The sequence below is a fragment of the uncultured Formosa sp. genome, from assembly GCF_947500765.1.
Lineage (GTDB): Bacteria > Bacteroidota > Bacteroidia > Flavobacteriales > Flavobacteriaceae > Formosa.
In genome coordinates, this window is record NZ_CANMTH010000002.1 from 157,854 (window position 1) to 174,350 (window position 16,497).

A 16,497-nucleotide genomic window follows, 5' to 3' on the forward strand; every position below is an offset into this window, starting at 1 on the left:
TCTATTATTGAATTGCCCTTTTTTATTAATTATTATAAACTCTAATTGTAGTACCGCTTACTGTAACAAAATACGGTTTTAACGTGTATTCTCCTGTAGTGTCAGATTCAGGATATCCGTTAACAATATTATAAGAATTGTCGTCGTCGCAATCACATGTGGCAATAATTCCATTCACTTCTAGAGTCGAGCAGGAGGTAATAGCGTGGTTTGGATCTGTAAGTTCGAAGGCAGTGTACATACCTGCTCCAATATAATATAAAACAACACCATTTACACCATAAGGACTATCTAAAAGAATGTAATTTCCTGGGAAATTTAAAGCATTATATTTGGGCAAATTGGTATTAATTAAAGTACCCGTATCAAAACTGTAATCTGGAATATACGGGTTGTCTTCATAACTGTCATTTGTGCTGCAATTCACCATCAATAAGGTGGTTATTGTCGCTAAAAAAAGTTTTTTCATAGTAAAAAATTCGATTTGCAATTTACAACAAAAAGTAGTTTGCTGTAAAAATTTTGTATATTTGTGATTAATCTCGTGCTGCGAGATTTTTTATGTTTTATGAACTGTGGTTTATGAAACATATTTTTTTTAATTAAAACGATGAAGTTATGAGTAAAGTATCTTATTATACTGAAGAAGGGCTAAAAAAGTTAAGAAACGAATTAAAACAATTAAAAGATATAGAAAGACCACGCGCATCTCAAGCAATTGCTGAAGCACGAGACAAGGGTGATTTAAGTGAAAATGCAGAATATGATGCTGCTAAAGAAGCCCAAGGCATGTTAGAAATGAAAATTTCTAAACTAGAAGAAGTTTTATCTGGAGCACGTTTAATTGATGAATCTAAATTAGACGCGTCTAAAGTTTTAGTTTTGTCTAAAGTGAAAATTAAAAACCAAACCAATGGTATGGAAATGAATTACATTTTGGTAGCCGATGGTGAAGCCGATTTAAAATCGGGTAGAATATCTGTTAATTCTCCTATTGGTAAAGGGTTATTAGGTAAATCTGTTGGTGATGTAGCTGAAATTCAAGTGCCAAGTGGTGTTATGAAATTTGATATTGTAGAAATTTCAAGATAAGTATTCTTCAATCATTAAAAACTAAAGATTCCTAAAGTTTTAAACTGAAATGATATCGGTTTACATAAAAACTCTAGGAATCTTTATATATTTACGTAATTAAATTAAATATTATGGCTTCTATTTTTAGTAAAATCATTTCAGGAGAAATTCCTTCTTATAAAGTTGCAGAAACAGATGATTTCTTAGCTTTTCTAGATATTAATCCAAATGCTAAAGGGCATACTTTGTGTATTCCAAAGCAAGAAGTAGATAAAATTTTTGATTTAGATGATGAGCTTTACATGGGGTTAATGCGTTTTTCTAAGCAAGTCGCTAAAGCTCTAGAACAAGCAGTGCCTTGTAAACGAGTTGGAATGACTGTAATTGGGTTAGAAGTACCACATGCACATGTTCATTTAATACCATTAAATGCTATGGAAGATGCACTGTTTTCTAAAAAAACAACGCTTACCCAAGACGAATTTAAAAATGTAGCAGAAGCTATTAGTGCAGCAATGTAACTAAGTACTTTGTGTTAATTGTTTGTCTATTTTTAAAGTAATTTGCATGGTTGTACCTTTTCCTATTTCGGAATGAGATACTTTTATTTTTCCATCATGAAAATCTTCAATAATACGTCGTGCTAAAGAGAGACCTAAGCCCCAACCTCGTTTTTTAGTTGTAAAACCAGGTTCGAAAATAGTATTAAATTGATTTTTGGAAAGTCCTTTTCCTGTATCGGAAATAGAAATCTTAACATAGTGTTCGCTAGGTTCTATGTTTACAGACAATTTACCTCTGCCTTTCATAGCATCAATAGCATTCTTAACTAAATTTTCTATAGTCCAGCTGTATAATTGGGTGTTTAATAATACAGGAACTTCGGTGTTTGGAATGTTAATACTAAAGTCGATTAATTTAGACGAACGCGATTTTAAATAATCGTAAGCATCAATAGTTTCCTTAACCACATTTGCTTGTTCTAGTGTTGGTACAGAACCTATTTTACTAAAACGCTCGGTAATGGTTTCAAGTCTACTAATATCCTTTTCAATTTCTTTAATGTAATCGGGGTTAACATCTTCAATTTTTAAAATTTCTGTCCAACCAATTAAAGACGATAACGGTGTTCCTATTTGGTGCGCAGTTTCTTTAGCCATTCCAGACCATAATTTATTTTGTGTAGCAATTTTTGTGCTCCTATAAAATACATACACTAAGCTTGCAAAAAGCACAAGTATAAGTACAAATGCTATAGGGTAATATTTTAGTTTATTTAAAAGAGGGGAGTTTCCATAGTATAAAGTATTTAAAACGCGACCGTCGTAAATAATTTCTATTGGGCTGTTTTCTTTTTCGAAATCTAAAATAAGATCTTTTATATAAGCAGAGTCTTTAGTTTTTGTTTCATCTAAATTATTATGTTCAATATTGCCTCCTAAATCAACCATAATCATAGGAGTTGTGGTGTTACTTTGTAGAATTTGAAGTGGTAATTCCCCGATGTCTCCATCTAAGTTTGTACTTTTAATTAAGTCGCGTTGGGCTGCAGACCAGTTTTCCATCTTTATGCGTTCTTCAGCTTTAAAACTCTGAAAGAACATATAAGTATTCCATAAAATAAGAGAGATAATAACAAACGAAAATCCGATAAATATCCAACGGATGAGGTTTTTATGTTTGGTAAAAAGCATGAAAACTATTTTTAGTGGTAATATAATGTAAATCTGTTAATAATATTGTGCTATCAAGTGACCAAATCATTTTTTGTTCATTGATAGAATACTTACCTTTGCCTTATCTTAAAGAAGTAAAATAATTTTATTCAGACCTAAGTCATTAACATCAAACTTATTATAAAGTAATGTGTTAAGGGGATTCGTTCTAAGGTATATAGCTTTTACGAATACAGTAGAGGCAGATGTTAAATGAATTTATTACTATTTATTTTTTTAATGTATGAAGCGAAATCCACTATTTTTGGTATTTTCGCGAGCAAGACACATTCAAAATAATTCAGTCAAACATACGCTAATATTAGAAAATATTTAAAAGGGGTGTAATTAACATTGAAAATTACGACTTAGTACATTAGATGCCTTTAAATTTGTACTGAATGTGAGAAAGGTGTTAATATTTGATAATTAATACAGACATTTTTAAATTATAGAAATGTAGTTGTCTTAAAAGATAAAATATAAAGAGAGTTTTTAATAGAAATTAAATGTAATGGAAGTACAAGGAAAAGTAAAAATGATAGGAGAAACCCAAACCTTCGGGAGTAATGGGTTCAGAAAAAGAGAGTTGGTAGTTACAACAGAAGAACAATATCCTCAGCATATATTAGTAGAATTTGTTCAAGATAAAACAGATTTACTAAACAGTTACACAGTAGGACAAAACGTAAAAGTGAGTATTAATTTAAGAGGTAGAGATTGGGTTAATCCTCAAGGAGAAACTAAATATTTTAACTCTATACAAGGTTGGAGAATTGAAGCCGTACAAGATGCAGCCTCAGGAGGAGCAGTTCCTCCAGTGCCACCAGCAGATGCTTTTGAACCAGCATCTAGTTTAAATGAAGACGATCACGACGACTTACCTTTCTAGTAAAGGTATACTATGACTAATTCAAAGTGTGATTAACCTCAATATCTAACGATATTGGGGTTTTTACTTTTTGTAAGATTCTTTTTTTAAATTAGGGGTATGAGATTTTTAAACAATAAAATAGAGTTTCCAAGTGTTGAAGAGGCAACAGACGAAGGTATTATAGCTGTTGGTGGAGATTTATCTACAGATCGGTTGTTGTTAGCATACAAGCGTGGTATTTTTCCTTGGTTTGAAGATGATAAAGCTATTTTATGGTGGTCTCCAGATCCTCGTTTTGTATTATATCCGGAAGAACTAAGGGTTTCTAAAAGTATGCGACAGGTGCTTCGAAATTGTAGTTTTACCGTAACAGTAAATAGGGCGTTTCCTCAAGTTATAGAGGCTTGTGCCGAAATTAAACGCAATGGACAAAGCGGTACTTGGATTACTAATAATATGACTGAAGCCTATATCGAGCTTTATAAAATGGGTTTTGCTAAATCTGTTGAGGTTTGGGAAAACAATGAACTTGTAGGTGGTTTTTACGGACTAGATTTAGGTAACAATGTCTTTTGTGGTGAGAGCATGTTCTCTAAGGTAAGCAATGCTAGTAAGGCTGCATTTATCACTTTTGTACAAAATACAAATTATAAAATTATAGATTGCCAGGTTTATACGCAACATTTAGAGAGTCTTGGCGGACGCTCAATTTCTAGAGAAACTTATCTTAGTTATCTTTAATTTTAATTAAACTTCATTATATCTAAAGCAATTTACTTCATGATCGTTTACCATGCCAGTTGCTTGCATGTGTGCATAGATAACTGTAGATCCTACAAATTTAAATCCACGTGTTTTTAAATCTTTACTTATGGCATCACTTAAAGGCGTATTTGCAGGTGTATCTTTATAGTTTTTAATATTGTTTTTTATGGGGTTCCCATCAACAAAATTCCAGATGTAAGTACTAAAACTTCCAAATTCTTCTTGAATTTTTATAAAAGCCTGAGCATTACTAATCGTTGCTTTTATTTTTAGTTTGTTTCTAATAATTCCTGCATCTTCAGCTAAACTATCTTGTTTCGCTTGTGTGTAATTTGCTATTTTTTTATAATCGAAATTGTCGAACGCTTTTCTGAAATTTTCTCGTTTTCTTAATATTGTAATCCAACTTAAACCCGCCTGAAAGGTTTCAAGAATTAAAAACTCGAATAGTGTAGCATCATCTTTTACAGGAACACCCCATTCAAGATCGTGATATGCTTCGTATAAATCGTCATTTTTGCACCAACCACATCTGTGTTTCTTCATCTTGTAAGGAATTTATATTAATGCTACTAATGTAACAACTGTTACCTTAAAAATTACATTTATGGATTAAATTTGTAAGGTAAAATAAAGAAACATATGCAAGCAACACATACTATTGTTAAGAATGAAGTGATTCAAAAGAGTTTAGATAATGCCATGTCTTATCAGGAATTTAGAGATTTGGTTAAAGAATTATCAAAAACTGGTGGCGCAACAGGTCATGAACAAACTGCAGCTCTCGTTGGATACACTAAGGTGAACGAGAGTAGAATGAAACGTTGGGATAAAACCTTAAAAGTTTCTGAGGCTGATACGGAAGCTATTAAAAGTTTTAATGGTGATATTACTTGGTTAGTGATTGCTGAAAGTTGGTGCGGAGATGCTGCGCATGTAATGCCTGTAATTAATAAAGTGGCAGAACTTAATGAAAATATAAATTTTAAAGTTGTCCTTCGTGATGATAATGACGAGTTAATGAATATGTATTTAACAAACGGAGGAAAATCAATTCCGAAGTTAATCATGATAGACAATGCTTCAGGGGAAGTTGTAAATACATTTGGACCAAGACCGCTTACAGCAACAAAGTTAGTTGCAGATTACAAAGCTGAACATGGTGTTTTAACTGCTGAGTTTAAGGAATCGTTACAAACATGGTATAATTTAAATAAAGGGCAGAGTACAATTTCAGATTTAATAGGTTTGTTAAAGGCTTAATTTTTGCCTTCAAAATAAAATGTAATCGAACCTATTTGAGAAGGTTTAGATACATCAGAATTAAAACGTGCTTTTTTAGCGTACTCCATTGCACTGCTAATTAAGCACTCGTTTTTAGATGTAGATGCATTATTTACATAAGAATCTGTAACATCGCCAGCAGAATTAACGGTGATATTAATAATTATTTTTCCGCTAGCTTCACATAAATATATTGGTGTTGGCATAAACATGTGTGTTCTATTTACTAACGAATAATGCATGCTACTATTCTTATTGCTAGAAGCATTCATTGCTATTTTGTCTCCCGAATTATTTCCGTTAGAAGCATTAGAGTTACTCTTTTTTTGAGTTCTCGCTTTTAAAATACTATTTACACTATTAAAAGACGATAACTCTTCACTATCTAAATTACGGTCTTCTGCATCCGAATTGGTGTCTTCAAGCTCATCCACGGCTTCAGTAATATCTTCTGTTTGTGTTAATCTTGAGTTTTCGTAATCTTTTGGAGGCTCAATAGGATTATATGCTTTTGCAAAACGCTTGGTATTCTGTGTTTCGTTAAAGGCTTTATTGGTCTCTGCTTTGGCTTGATCAGATTGTTCGCTAAGTTCTTTTTCTTCTAATTCCTTTTCTGTTTTTTGCTCAGGTTGCATATCGTAAAATGTTTCAGAAAGGAAAGATTCACGTTTTGTAAGATGCATATTAAACACAATAAGTACAACTGTTCCTGCTATAAGTGCAGTTATTAAAGCGGCTTTATGTGTGTCTGTTAATTTCAAAAAGAAGGAGGTGTTGAGATGAAATAAAAACTAATATACGTTTTTTCTGAAGTTTTAGTCTTTTAATTGGGCTATAAATTGTTCCGGGCTTAAGGCATCAACAACATTAAAATCTCCTATTTTAGTTCGTCTTAAAACCGATAAATGTGCTCCTGTTTGTAATGCTTTTCCAAAGTCGTTTGCTAAAGATCGAATGTAAGTCCCTTTGCTACAAACTACTCTAAATTCTAGATTATTTCCAGAAATAGTAGTTATTTCAAATTCAGCAATATGAATAGTTCTTGGTTTAATATCTACAGCTACACCAGCGCGAGCAAATTCGTACAACCGTTTTCCGTCTTTTTTAATAGCCGAAAATACTGGTGGATATTGCTCGATATCTCCTATAAATTGTTTGGTAGCATTGTGTATTAATTCAGGGGTAATATGATCTGTAGGAAATGTTTCATTTATTTCGGTTTCTAAGTCAAAAGATGGCGTTGTGCCTCCTAAAACAATGGTTCCTGTGTATTCTTTAATTTGACCCTGAAAAGTATCTATTTGCTTAGTCATTTTGCCAGTGCAAATCACTAATAATCCTGTTGCTAAAGGATCAAGAGTTCCTGCATGACCAACTTTTATTTTTTTAATATTAAAAGCTTGACGTATTTCCCAACGGAGTTTGTTTACAGCCTGAAAAGAGGTCCAATTTAAAGGTTTGTCTATCAGTAAGACTTCTCCGCTTAAGTAATCGTCTAGTGTTTTCTTCATATTATTTTAAAAAAGTATAACCAATGGCTATAAAGCCAACAATTGCACAATAAATCGCGAAATACGATAGTTTACTTTTCTTGACCAAAGAAATCATCCATGTACAAGCAAAAAGGCCGCACACAAAAGCAGCTATAAATCCAGCAGAAAGCGCAGTAATATCTGTGTTTTCTAAATTTAATTCACCTCCTAAAATATCTTTAGCAATTTTTCCAAAAATTAATGGTACAACCATTAAAAATGAAAAACGCGCCGCTTTTGTTTTATCGTTTCCAAGTAAAACTGATGTAGATATTGTTGCTCCTGATCTTGAAATTCCTGGAAGCATGGCAATGGCTTGCGAAATTCCAATAATAAAAGCATTTTTAAATGTTACAGGTTTTTCTGTGTCTTTAGCTTTGTCTGCAAGAAAAAGTAATACAGCGGTTACAATTAACATGGCGCCTACTAATAGTAAATTTCCGCCGAAAAGAGATTCTAATTGTTTTTCAAAAAATAAGCCTATTAACACAGCAGGAATCATAGAAAGTGCAATTTTAGAAATAAATTGTAAATCCTCGTTCCATTCAAATTTTAATGCTCCTTTAATGAGCTCAAAAATGTCTTTTCTAAAAATAACCATAGTACTTAATGCTGTTGCAAAGTGAAGTACTACTGTAAATAATAAGCTTTCTTCTGGTACAGAATGGTCGCCTAAAAGCGCTTTACCTATTTCTAAATGGCCACTAGAAGAAACTGGTAAAAATTCGGTAAGTCCTTGAATAATTCCAAGGATAATAGCATCTATAGTTTCCATTATTTTTTATTCGGATTTAAAAGAATGGCATAAATCTGAACTCCGAATCCGATTAAAATTAATGTTGGAGCTAATCGTATTCTTCTGAAACTAAAAATATCTGGACTAAAAACATTAGGGTCGTCGCTACCACCTCCAGACATTAAGATAAAACCTAATGCAATAATACCAAGCCCGATAAGCATAAATTTATAGTTTTTCTTCCCAAAGATGAATTCATCTTTAGATAGTTTTTTTTGTTTTTGTTCTCCCATGTATATTGTAATAATGCATTCTCTTTGAAAGCTATGCAAATTAAAGGTTTTTATTTAAAACGCATTCTTAAAGCAGACTTAAAAATTAGTCTAATTTAATAGAATTTAAAATTTCGTGTAATGCTGCTTTTTCAGTTTCGTTGGTGTACGATAATATAAATGATAAGCTAAAACCATAACGGACTACGCAATAAAATTCTTGCTGTACGTTATATGCACCGTAAGTTGCTTTAGCTCTCATAATATCGAATGTTTCTCCATCGATAGCTTTAGTGTCTATATTATCTTCAAATTGATACTGTGCTGGGGTTTGTTTTAATAATTCTTTAGAGTTGAATAGGTAGTCACGACCACGTTTAATATTTGGAGTTCCAGATACATTTTCGGCAATCACACTTAATGATGCGTTATATGTTTTAGTCTCTTTTATAGGATATCTAAACAAAGAAAATAAATAGGCTGTATTTATTTGTGAAGCCTTTAAAATGGATCCCATTTTAGTATTTTCTCGTGCTAAATACTTTTCGCCTTTATCTGTAACTGCTTTAATATTGTGTTTAGATTGTTGTGTCCAATCTGCAGGATATTCAAATGTTAATCCAAAATACGGGTTGCTATACGTGTTGTCTTTTACTTCTCCGAAATCGAAATCTTCAGGTAGGTTTTTAACTTCTTTTTTACAGCTAATTACGCACAAAAAAAGCAACGAAAAGCATAAGGATTTTATCATTTTTAATAGTATAATTGATCGGTTTTTAAATTTAAGAATCGCTGTGTGGCAATAAATGTACTAATCCATGTAATAATAATTCCTAACATAAATATGGTTATAAATAAGCCACCAATTAGAATTGGGTTGTTCATTAACTCTAGATCGGGGAAGGTTTTATTTAAGTAAAAGAAAACAATGGCCATTCCTATTAAAGCTAAAACAGCTCCAATTATACCTAGTTTAACGCTTTTCCAAACAAAAGGTTTTCTAATAAAATGTTTAGTTGCGCCTACCATTTGCATGGTTTTTATGGTGAAACGTTTAGAGTATACAGATAATCGTATCGAACTGTTTATAAGTAATACCGCAATTAGTGTAAAAATACCACTAACTACTAAAATCCAGAAGCTAATACGTTTTACGTTTTCGTTCATTAAGGTTACTAAATCATTGTCGTAACGCACTTCGTCTACAAAAGTTTTTGTTAAAGCTTCGTCAGATATAATTTTTAACTGTTCAGACGTTACAAAGTCAGCTTTTAAATGCACGTCTATAGAATTTTGTAATGGATTAAATCCTAAGAAATTCATGAAATCTTCACCATTTTCAGCCTTCATAAACTCTGCAGCTTGTTCTTTCGATACGTATTCTGTTGTTTTTACGTAATCGGCCATTGTTAAGCTTTTTTCAAGTTGTTTAATTTCAACTTCTTTAGCCGTTTCTTTTAAGTAAATAGTAACCACAACTTGCTCCTTAAAATGGTCTGCAAGTTTTTTGGTGTTTAGTACAAGCATGCCTAGTAAACCAAGTAAAAATAGAACTAAAGCAATACTCAATACTACAGAAAAATAAGACGATATTAATCGGCGTTTTTGATAATTTTCAAAAGATGAGCTCATATAAGGCGTGAATTTGTTTGTAAAAATATAAAAGAAATCTATTTCCTTAAGGATAACAACGTTTAAACTTTCAACATTGTTATAATAACCTTAAATTTGCGCCTTTATTAAGCGGAATACACAAATATGAAATATAATTTCAACGACATAGAAGCCAAGTGGCAACAATATTGGGCAGAACACCAAACATTTCAAGCCAAAAATCAATCTGAAAAACCTAAATATTATATCCTCGATATGTTTCCTTATCCGTCTGGTGCAGGATTGCATGTTGGGCATCCGTTAGGGTATATTGCTTCAGATATTTATGCACGTTACAAGCGCCATAAAGGATTTAATGTGTTGCACCCACAAGGTTACGATAGTTTTGGTTTACCTGCAGAACAGTATGCGATTCAAACGGGGCAACACCCAGCAGTAACTACCGAAACTAATATTGCAACCTATCGTCGTCAATTAGATCAAATCGGATTTTCTTTCGACTGGTCTCGTGAAGTGCGTACGTCGAATCCGGAATATTACAAATGGACACAATGGATTTTTGTGCAATTGTTCAATTCTTGGTTTAATAACGATACCGCTAAAGCTGAAGATATTTCAACTTTAGAAGCGGTGTTTTCTGCAGAAGGAAATGCTACTGTAAATGCGGTTTGCGACGATAATATTGAACCGTTTACTGCTGAGCAATGGAACGGATTTTCTTCAGAACAAAAACAAGATATTTTATTACAATACCGTTTAACCTATTTGGCAGAAACAGAAGTAAACTGGTGTCCAGAATTAGGAACTGTTTTAGCAAACGACGAGATTGTTAACGGCGTATCCGAACGTGGTGGATATCCTGTAATTAGAAAAAAAATGACACAATGGAGTATGCGAATTTCTGCCTATGCAGAACGTTTACTTCAAGGTTTAAATACTATAGATTGGACAGATTCTTTAAAGGAGAGTCAGCGTAACTGGATTGGAAAATCTGTTGGAGCTAGTGTGACGTTTAACGTCAAAGATCATGATGCTAAAATAGATGTGTTTACAACACGTCCTGATACTATTTTTGGAGTGAGTTTCATGACGTTAGCACCAGAACACGAATTAGTATCGAAAATTACTACTGATGCTCAAAAAGCAGACGTTGAAGCGTATATTGAGAAAACGGCAAAACGTAGTGAACGCGAACGTATGGCTGACGTAAAAACCATTTCTGGTGTCTTTACAGGAGCTTATGCGGAGCATCCTTTTACTAAGGAACCTGTTGCGATTTGGATTGGAGATTACGTTTTGGCAAGCTACGGAACAGGAGCTGTTATGGCGGTGCCTTGTGGTGATCAACGTGATTACGATTTCGCAAAACACTTCGATATCGAGATTCCAAATATTTTTGAAGGCGTAGATATTTCTGAAGCAGCATTCGCTGAAAAAGGAAATACTAAGCTTACAAATAGCGATTTCTTAAACGGCTTGTCTTATAAAGAAGCGACTCCAAAAGCTATTGAAGCCTTGGAAGCTCTTGGACAAGGTGAAGGAAAAACAAATTACCGTTTACGCGATGCTGTATTTAGCCGTCAGCGGTATTGGGGAGAGCCATTTCCGGTGTATTACGTAAATGGAAAACCACAAATGATTGCAACCGAACATTTACCAATTCGTTTGCCAGAAGTAGAAAAATATTTACCAACCGAAACCGGAGAGCCACCTTTAGGTCGTGCCGATGTTTGGGCTTGGGATACTAATAAAAATGAAGTCGTTTCAAACAGTCTTTGTCATTCAGAGCAAAGCGACGAATCTCATAACGGTATTTACCCTCTAGAATTAAACACCATGCCAGGTTGGGCGGGAAGCTCTTGGTATTTCTTCCGTTATATGGAAGAAGCTTCAAAACGAGGCGATGTATTTGCTAGCGAAGAGGCACTTAACTATTGGGAAAGTGTCGATTTATATATTGGTGGTAGCGAACATGCAACAGGCCATTTATTATACTCCCGTTTTTGGGTGAAATTCCTAAAAGACCGCGGATTTGTAAACATTGAAGAGCCTTTTAAAAAGCTGATTAACCAAGGAATGATTTTGGGGACTAGTGCTTTTGTGTATAGAGTTGATTTTTCACATCACACATCTACAACTTCAAAAGAGTCTAAAGAACCTAGCTTAAGTAAATCTCTTTATGTTTCTTATGATAGCGTCAAGAAATTTGAAGATTTGTATAATTTTATTCTAAGCTCTAAAATTTCCGCAGAGGATAAGAATACTTTCGTAAATGGTAATAGCTTCACCAAAGGTTTAGCTAGTGTTGTTGAAGACACTGTGTTTTTTGATATATTAAACGACGAGCAAAAAGAAACTGTAATTGCTTTTCAAGAATTATATAAAACTGTTGAAAAAGATATATATAATCAGAATTTTGGGGTAGTTGTAGAAGGACTTAAATTTTCACCAATCCACGTAAAAGTTCAGTATGTAAATGCTTCAGATGAATTAGATATTGAAGGATTAAAAACTGATGGCGAGTTTGGAGAAGATTTTAAAGATGCCGAATTTATTTTAGAAGATGGCGTGTATAAAGTAGGTAGAGAAGTCGAAAAAATGTCGAAATCTAAATACAACGTCGTTAATCCAGATCAGATTTGTGCAGAATACGGTGCAGACAGTTTACGTTTATACGAAATGTTCTTAGGGCCATTAGAGCAAGCGAAACCTTGGAATACTGCAGGAATTACAGGAGTACATGGTTTCCTTAAAAAATTATGGAAATTATATGTTGGTGAAGACACTGTAAATGTTACAGATGCAGAACCAACAAAAGACAATCTTAAAACGCTTCATAAAACCATTAAAAAGGTACAAGAAGATATCGAGAACTTCTCGTTCAATACATCGGTGTCCACGTTTATGATTGCTGTAAACGAATTCAACGCACAAAAATGTGTGAGTAAAGCGGTGTTAGAACCGTTCTTAATTTTATTATCGCCTTATGCACCACATATTGCAGAAGAATTATGGAGCCAGTTAGGGAATTCAGAATCAATTTCTGAAGTACCGTTCCCAGAGTTTGACGGGAGTCATTTGGTAGAGAGCAGTAAAGTGTATCCCATTTCTTTCAACGGAAAAACACGTTTTACTTTAGAGTTATCTCTAGACTTAAAAAAGGATGAAATTGAGGAGATTGTAATGGCTCACGAAAGAACGCAAGAGCAATTACAAGGACGTACACCTAAAAAAGTTATTGTGGTACCAGGAAAGATTATCAATATTGTAGGTTAGGTGTCATTTATATAATAATAAAAGTGTTGCGTAAAACATGATTTTGTTTTCGTGACCTATGTTTATAAAGGGGTTTATGTAATAAATATGAAAATATTTTTACTAGACCCCTATTTTTTTAGGGGGTGTCGATAAAAAATACGAATTTTGGGTGATAAAATTAATTTATCATGAAAATTGGTGTTCCAAAGGAAATCAAAAACAACGAAAACCGTGTGGGGATGACGCCTGCAGGTGTTTTCGAATTAGTTAATCAAGGTCATACCGTTTATGTGCAATCTACTGCAGGAGAAGGGAGTGGGTTTCTCGATGCAGTGTATCAGGAAGTTGGTGCTGTTATTTTAGAGACCATTCAAGATGTGTACCAGTCTAGCGAAATGATTGTAAAAGTGAAAGAGCCTATTCAGGAAGAATATGCTTTAATTCAGCCTAATCAGATTGTGTTTACGTATTTTCATTTTGCGTCTAGCGAAGCGCTAACCTTAGCGATGTTAAAAAGTAATGCTATTTGTATTGCTTATGAAACGGTTGAAGATGAAGAGGGAACTTTGCCGTTGTTAACACCAATGTCGGAAGTTGCGGGTAGAATGGCTATTCAGCAGGGGGCTAAATATCTAGAAAAACCTATAAAAGGACGTGGTATTTTATTAGGAGGTGTTCCTGGGGTGACTCCTGGAAAAGTGCTTATTTTAGGTGCAGGCGTTGTTGGGGTTCAGGCAGCAAAAATGGCAGCAGGTTTGGGAGCTCATGTTACTATTATGGATGTTAATATGAAACGTTTAAGGTATGTAAACGATATTATGCCAAGTCATGTGGTTACAGAATATTCTAGTGTTTACAATATTAAAAAACACATTCAGACTCATGATTTAATTATTGGAGGTGTATTGCTGAAAGGTGGAAAAGCACCAAAATTAATTACCAGAGACATGTTAAAAGACATGAGACCAGGAACTGTATTAGTAGATGTTGCTGTAGATCAAGGCGGATGTATGGAAACCACAAAAGCAACTACGCACGAAGATCCAACTTTTATTATTGATGATATTGTGCATTATTGTGTAGCAAATATGCCGGGAGCAGTGCCTTATACATCTACTTTGGCATTAACAAATGTGACTTTGCCTTATGTACTAAAACTTGCTAACAAAGGTTGGGAGCAAGCGTGTGCCGAAGATAAATCCTTAGCTCTTGGTTTAAATATAGTATCTGGTAAAATTGTGTACGGCGAAATTACAGAAGCTTTTGATTGGGGTATGCAATATGCATAAACACTGACAAAATTTCTTAATCTTAATTTGGCGCATTATTTGATATAATATAGTAAATTTAACCTGATTAAAACTTAGAAAAATGTTTACATATTATATACTTATTGGTGCTATTGCTTTAGTAAGCTGGTTAGTTAGCAACAAATTAAAATCTAAATTTAAGACCTATTCTAAAGTTCATTTAAGAAATGGAATGAGTGGGAAGGAGATTGCTGAAAAAATGTTAGCAGACAATGGAATTCGCGATGTAAAAGTTGTATCGACCCCAGGAAAATTAACAGATCACTACGATCCTAGAAATAAAACAGTTAATTTAAGTGAGCCTGTATATTCTCAAGCCAATGCAGCAGCGGCAGCGGTAGCGGCTCACGAATGTGGCCATGCAGTGCAACATGCTCAGGCGTACAGTTGGTTAACTATGCGTTCGCAATTAGTCCCTATTGTGAGTGTGTCGTCTAAAATGTCGCAATGGTTGGTAATTGGTGGTTTAATTTTAGGAGCTGCTTCTGGAGCTGGATTAGGTTTCTATGTGTCTGTAGTAGGGTTGTTAATGATGGGGATGGCTACAATTTTTAGTTTTGTAACATTACCGGTAGAATACGATGCTAGTAATCGTGCTTTAGCATGGTTAAAAAATAAAAATATGTTAGCGCCTAATGAATACGATGGTGCCGAAGATGCTTTAAAATGGGCAGCACGTACATATTTAGTTGCTGCAATTGGAGCATTGGCCTCTTTATTATACTGGGCTATGCAAATTTTAGGAAATAGAAGTTAAAACTAATTTATAATATTAAAAAAAAGGTCGGATTTTTAAAAATCCGACCTTTTTTTTTGTCCTATATAATAGGTGTGTTTTAAATTATTTTATAGCACCACAAGCAATACGTATTCCGGCATCACCAGTTGGCTGTGTTGTGAAATCGTCTGTTCCTTGGTGAATAATAATACCACGACCTCCAATGGTTCTTGTGGTGTCCTGACAAGTTATACACCATTCATCGGTTTCAAAAGTAACTGTTGCTTTTCCGTTTTCATCGGTTGTAAAATTACCGATATCACCACGGTGGTATCCTTGGGTGTCTCCCCATTTTCCATGTTTCGAATTTGTAGGATTCCAATGACCTCCAGAAGATTTGGCGTCATGAGACGAGCAATCTGCTTTTTCGTGTAAATGTATGGCGTGTACTGTTCTTGGTTTTAAGCCTTCAAGTTCTGCTAACATTTTTACAGTATCGTTAATTTCTGTAAAAACAACAGTTCCTGAAGTTTTACTATCGCTTTTGGCTTCCAGAGAGACTTTAATCATATTAGTCTGGTCTATTTGCTCTTTCATGGCATTATTAGTAATGCTTTCTGTATTTGGAGTGTGTGTTGGATCTGACATCGGATCGCTTTTCTTTTTCTTATTATCGCAAGATATAAGACCGATTATAGAAAAGGCTATTAATGCTGTTTTATAAAATTTCATGATGTTGATTTTTAATTATTTATGGTGAAATTAAAAAACAAATATCATAGAGATTGATGGAAATACGTTAAAAACTAACTCAAATCGTATGGTTAAGATTATATCGGAATTTGTCGGTCTATTTGTTGTTGTAGAGAAATAAAGGTTTCTGTTCTAGATACGCCATCAATAGATTGAATATCCTTGTTTAGTAAATGCATTAAATGCTCGTTATCTCGACATAAAATTTTAATAAAAATACTCCAATTTCCTGTAGTATAATGGCATTCTATAACTTCTGGAATTTTGTTTAATTGTTTTACGGCTTCAGGGTTGCTCATTGCTTTGTCTAAGTAAATACCAATAAAAGCCATGGTGTTATAGCCAAGTACTTTAGGGTTTATAGTGAATTTTGAGCCTGAAATTAATCCTGATTTTTCTAATTTTCGTAATCGTTGATGAATTGCAGCGCCAGAAATTCCGACACCTCTAGCGATTTCTAAAATAGGTGTTCTGGCATCTCCCATTAATGCACGAAGAATTTCTTTGTCGATACCGTCAATTTCAATATTTTGATTTGAAACTTTCATGAAAACATTTATTAAAAATTAAAACATAAAAGTAGTTAAAGTCT

19 protein-coding genes are annotated in these 16,497 nt (G+C 33.7%); 8 read left to right on the top strand and 11 right to left on the bottom strand.

The genetic code is table 11. The features are described 5' to 3' along the window. Positions 1 to 25 precede the first annotated feature (25 nt). On the bottom strand, positions 26 to 469 hold the full coding sequence (locus tag Q1B05_RS03775) for a hypothetical protein (RefSeq protein ID WP_299777743.1): 444 nt from the start codon (positions 467 to 469) through the stop codon (positions 26 to 28). Positions 470 to 618: 149 nt separating this feature from the next. On the opposite strand from Q1B05_RS03775, the gene greA reads away from it, so the two are divergent. Continuing rightward, positions 619 to 1,092, top strand: a complete 474-nt coding sequence (gene greA / locus Q1B05_RS03780) for a transcription elongation factor GreA (protein ID WP_299777744.1) — start codon at positions 619 to 621, stop codon at positions 1,090 to 1,092. A gap of 113 nt (positions 1,093 to 1,205) precedes the next feature. Beyond that, complete coding sequence (locus Q1B05_RS03785) at positions 1,206 to 1,595, top strand: HIT family protein (RefSeq protein ID WP_299777745.1); 390 nt, start codon at positions 1,206 to 1,208, stop codon at positions 1,593 to 1,595. On the opposite strand, the gene Q1B05_RS03790 is transcribed toward Q1B05_RS03785, so the two are convergent. Then, complete coding sequence (locus Q1B05_RS03790; protein WP_299777746.1) at positions 1,596 to 2,768, bottom strand: HAMP domain-containing sensor histidine kinase; 1,173 nt, start codon at positions 2,766 to 2,768, stop codon at positions 1,596 to 1,598. It lies immediately after the preceding gene. Positions 2,769 to 3,303: 535 nt separating this feature from the next. On the opposite strand from Q1B05_RS03790, the gene Q1B05_RS03795 reads away from it, so the two are divergent. Together Q1B05_RS03795 and aat are read left to right on the top strand one after the other, a co-directional pair. Beyond that, positions 3,304 to 3,681 (top strand): DUF3127 domain-containing protein, encoded by a 378-nt coding sequence (locus Q1B05_RS03795; RefSeq protein ID WP_159022461.1) that lies wholly within the window; start codon positions 3,304 to 3,306, stop codon positions 3,679 to 3,681. Between the two features lie 99 nt (positions 3,682 to 3,780). Next, complete coding sequence (gene aat, locus Q1B05_RS03800; RefSeq protein WP_299777751.1) at positions 3,781 to 4,404, top strand: leucyl/phenylalanyl-tRNA--protein transferase; 624 nt, start codon at positions 3,781 to 3,783, stop codon at positions 4,402 to 4,404. 6 nt (positions 4,405 to 4,410) lie between these two features. On the opposite strand, the gene Q1B05_RS03805 is transcribed toward aat, so the two are convergent. Continuing rightward, the gene (locus tag Q1B05_RS03805) at positions 4,411 to 4,974 is read right to left on the bottom strand and encodes a DNA-3-methyladenine glycosylase I (RefSeq protein WP_299777753.1); all 564 of its coding nucleotides are present in this window, start codon (positions 4,972 to 4,974) and stop codon (positions 4,411 to 4,413) included. A 96-nt stretch (positions 4,975 to 5,070) separates the two neighbouring features. Here Q1B05_RS03805 and Q1B05_RS03810 point away from each other — a divergent pair, with 96 nt between their 5' ends. Further along, on the top strand, positions 5,071 to 5,691 hold the full coding sequence (locus Q1B05_RS03810) for a thioredoxin family protein (RefSeq protein WP_299777755.1): 621 nt from the start codon (positions 5,071 to 5,073) through the stop codon (positions 5,689 to 5,691). Here the strand turns inward: Q1B05_RS03810 and Q1B05_RS03815 are convergent. The 6 genes from Q1B05_RS03815 to Q1B05_RS03840 form a co-directional block, all read right to left on the bottom strand. Then, a complete protein-coding gene (locus tag Q1B05_RS03815; protein ID WP_299777757.1) occupies positions 5,688 to 6,473 on the bottom strand; it encodes a hypothetical protein in 786 nt (261 codons plus the stop codon). The two genes, Q1B05_RS03810 and Q1B05_RS03815, sit on opposite strands and share 4 nt — an antisense overlap. A gap of 54 nt (positions 6,474 to 6,527) precedes the next feature. After that, positions 6,528 to 7,223 carry a tRNA pseudouridine(55) synthase TruB gene (gene truB / locus Q1B05_RS03820; RefSeq protein ID WP_299777759.1) on the bottom strand — a complete coding sequence of 232 codons (696 nt, stop codon included), beginning with the start codon at positions 7,221 to 7,223 and terminating at the stop codon, positions 6,528 to 6,530. 1 nt (position 7,224) lies between these two features. Next, on the bottom strand, positions 7,225 to 8,019 hold the full coding sequence (locus Q1B05_RS03825) for an undecaprenyl-diphosphate phosphatase (RefSeq protein WP_299777761.1): 795 nt from the start codon (positions 8,017 to 8,019) through the stop codon (positions 7,225 to 7,227). Further along, a complete protein-coding gene (locus Q1B05_RS03830) occupies positions 8,019 to 8,273 on the bottom strand; it encodes a DUF3098 domain-containing protein (RefSeq protein ID WP_299777763.1) in 255 nt (84 codons plus the stop codon). The genes Q1B05_RS03825 and Q1B05_RS03830 overlap by 1 nt, the downstream gene beginning before the upstream one ends. An 85-nt stretch (positions 8,274 to 8,358) precedes the next feature. Next, positions 8,359 to 8,970 carry a hypothetical protein gene (locus Q1B05_RS03835; RefSeq protein WP_299777765.1) on the bottom strand — a complete coding sequence of 204 codons (612 nt, stop codon included), beginning with the start codon at positions 8,968 to 8,970 and terminating at the stop codon, positions 8,359 to 8,361. A 35-nt stretch (positions 8,971 to 9,005) separates the two neighbouring features. Beyond that, positions 9,006 to 9,884, bottom strand: coding sequence for a permease-like cell division protein FtsX (locus Q1B05_RS03840; RefSeq protein WP_299777766.1), 879 nt, complete (start codon positions 9,882 to 9,884; stop codon positions 9,006 to 9,008). A 126-nt stretch (positions 9,885 to 10,010) separates the two neighbouring features. Between Q1B05_RS03840 and Q1B05_RS03845 the strand changes: the two genes are divergently transcribed. The 3 genes from Q1B05_RS03845 (at position 10,011) to Q1B05_RS03855 (ending at position 15,191) form a co-directional block, all read left to right on the top strand. Next, on the top strand, positions 10,011 to 13,142 hold the full coding sequence (locus Q1B05_RS03845; protein ID WP_299777768.1) for a class I tRNA ligase family protein: 3,132 nt from the start codon (positions 10,011 to 10,013) through the stop codon (positions 13,140 to 13,142). Between the two features lie 170 nt (positions 13,143 to 13,312). Continuing rightward, positions 13,313 to 14,413, top strand: coding sequence for an alanine dehydrogenase (ald, locus tag Q1B05_RS03850; RefSeq protein ID WP_299777770.1), 1,101 nt, complete (start codon positions 13,313 to 13,315; stop codon positions 14,411 to 14,413). Positions 14,414 to 14,495: 82 nt separating this feature from the next. Further along, positions 14,496 to 15,191 carry a zinc metallopeptidase gene (locus Q1B05_RS03855; protein WP_299777772.1) on the top strand — a complete coding sequence of 232 codons (696 nt, stop codon included), beginning with the start codon at positions 14,496 to 14,498 and terminating at the stop codon, positions 15,189 to 15,191. A gap of 84 nt (positions 15,192 to 15,275) precedes the next feature. On the opposite strand, the gene Q1B05_RS03860 is transcribed toward Q1B05_RS03855, so the two are convergent. Beyond that, positions 15,276 to 15,884: a superoxide dismutase family protein gene (locus Q1B05_RS03860; protein WP_299777774.1), complete on the bottom strand. Its 609-nt coding sequence runs from the start codon at positions 15,882 to 15,884 to the stop codon at positions 15,276 to 15,278. A 98-nt stretch (positions 15,885 to 15,982) separates the two neighbouring features. Then, positions 15,983 to 16,453 (bottom strand): Lrp/AsnC ligand binding domain-containing protein, encoded by a 471-nt coding sequence (locus Q1B05_RS03865; RefSeq protein WP_299777776.1) that lies wholly within the window; start codon positions 16,451 to 16,453, stop codon positions 15,983 to 15,985. Positions 16,454 to 16,497 lie beyond the last annotated feature (44 nt).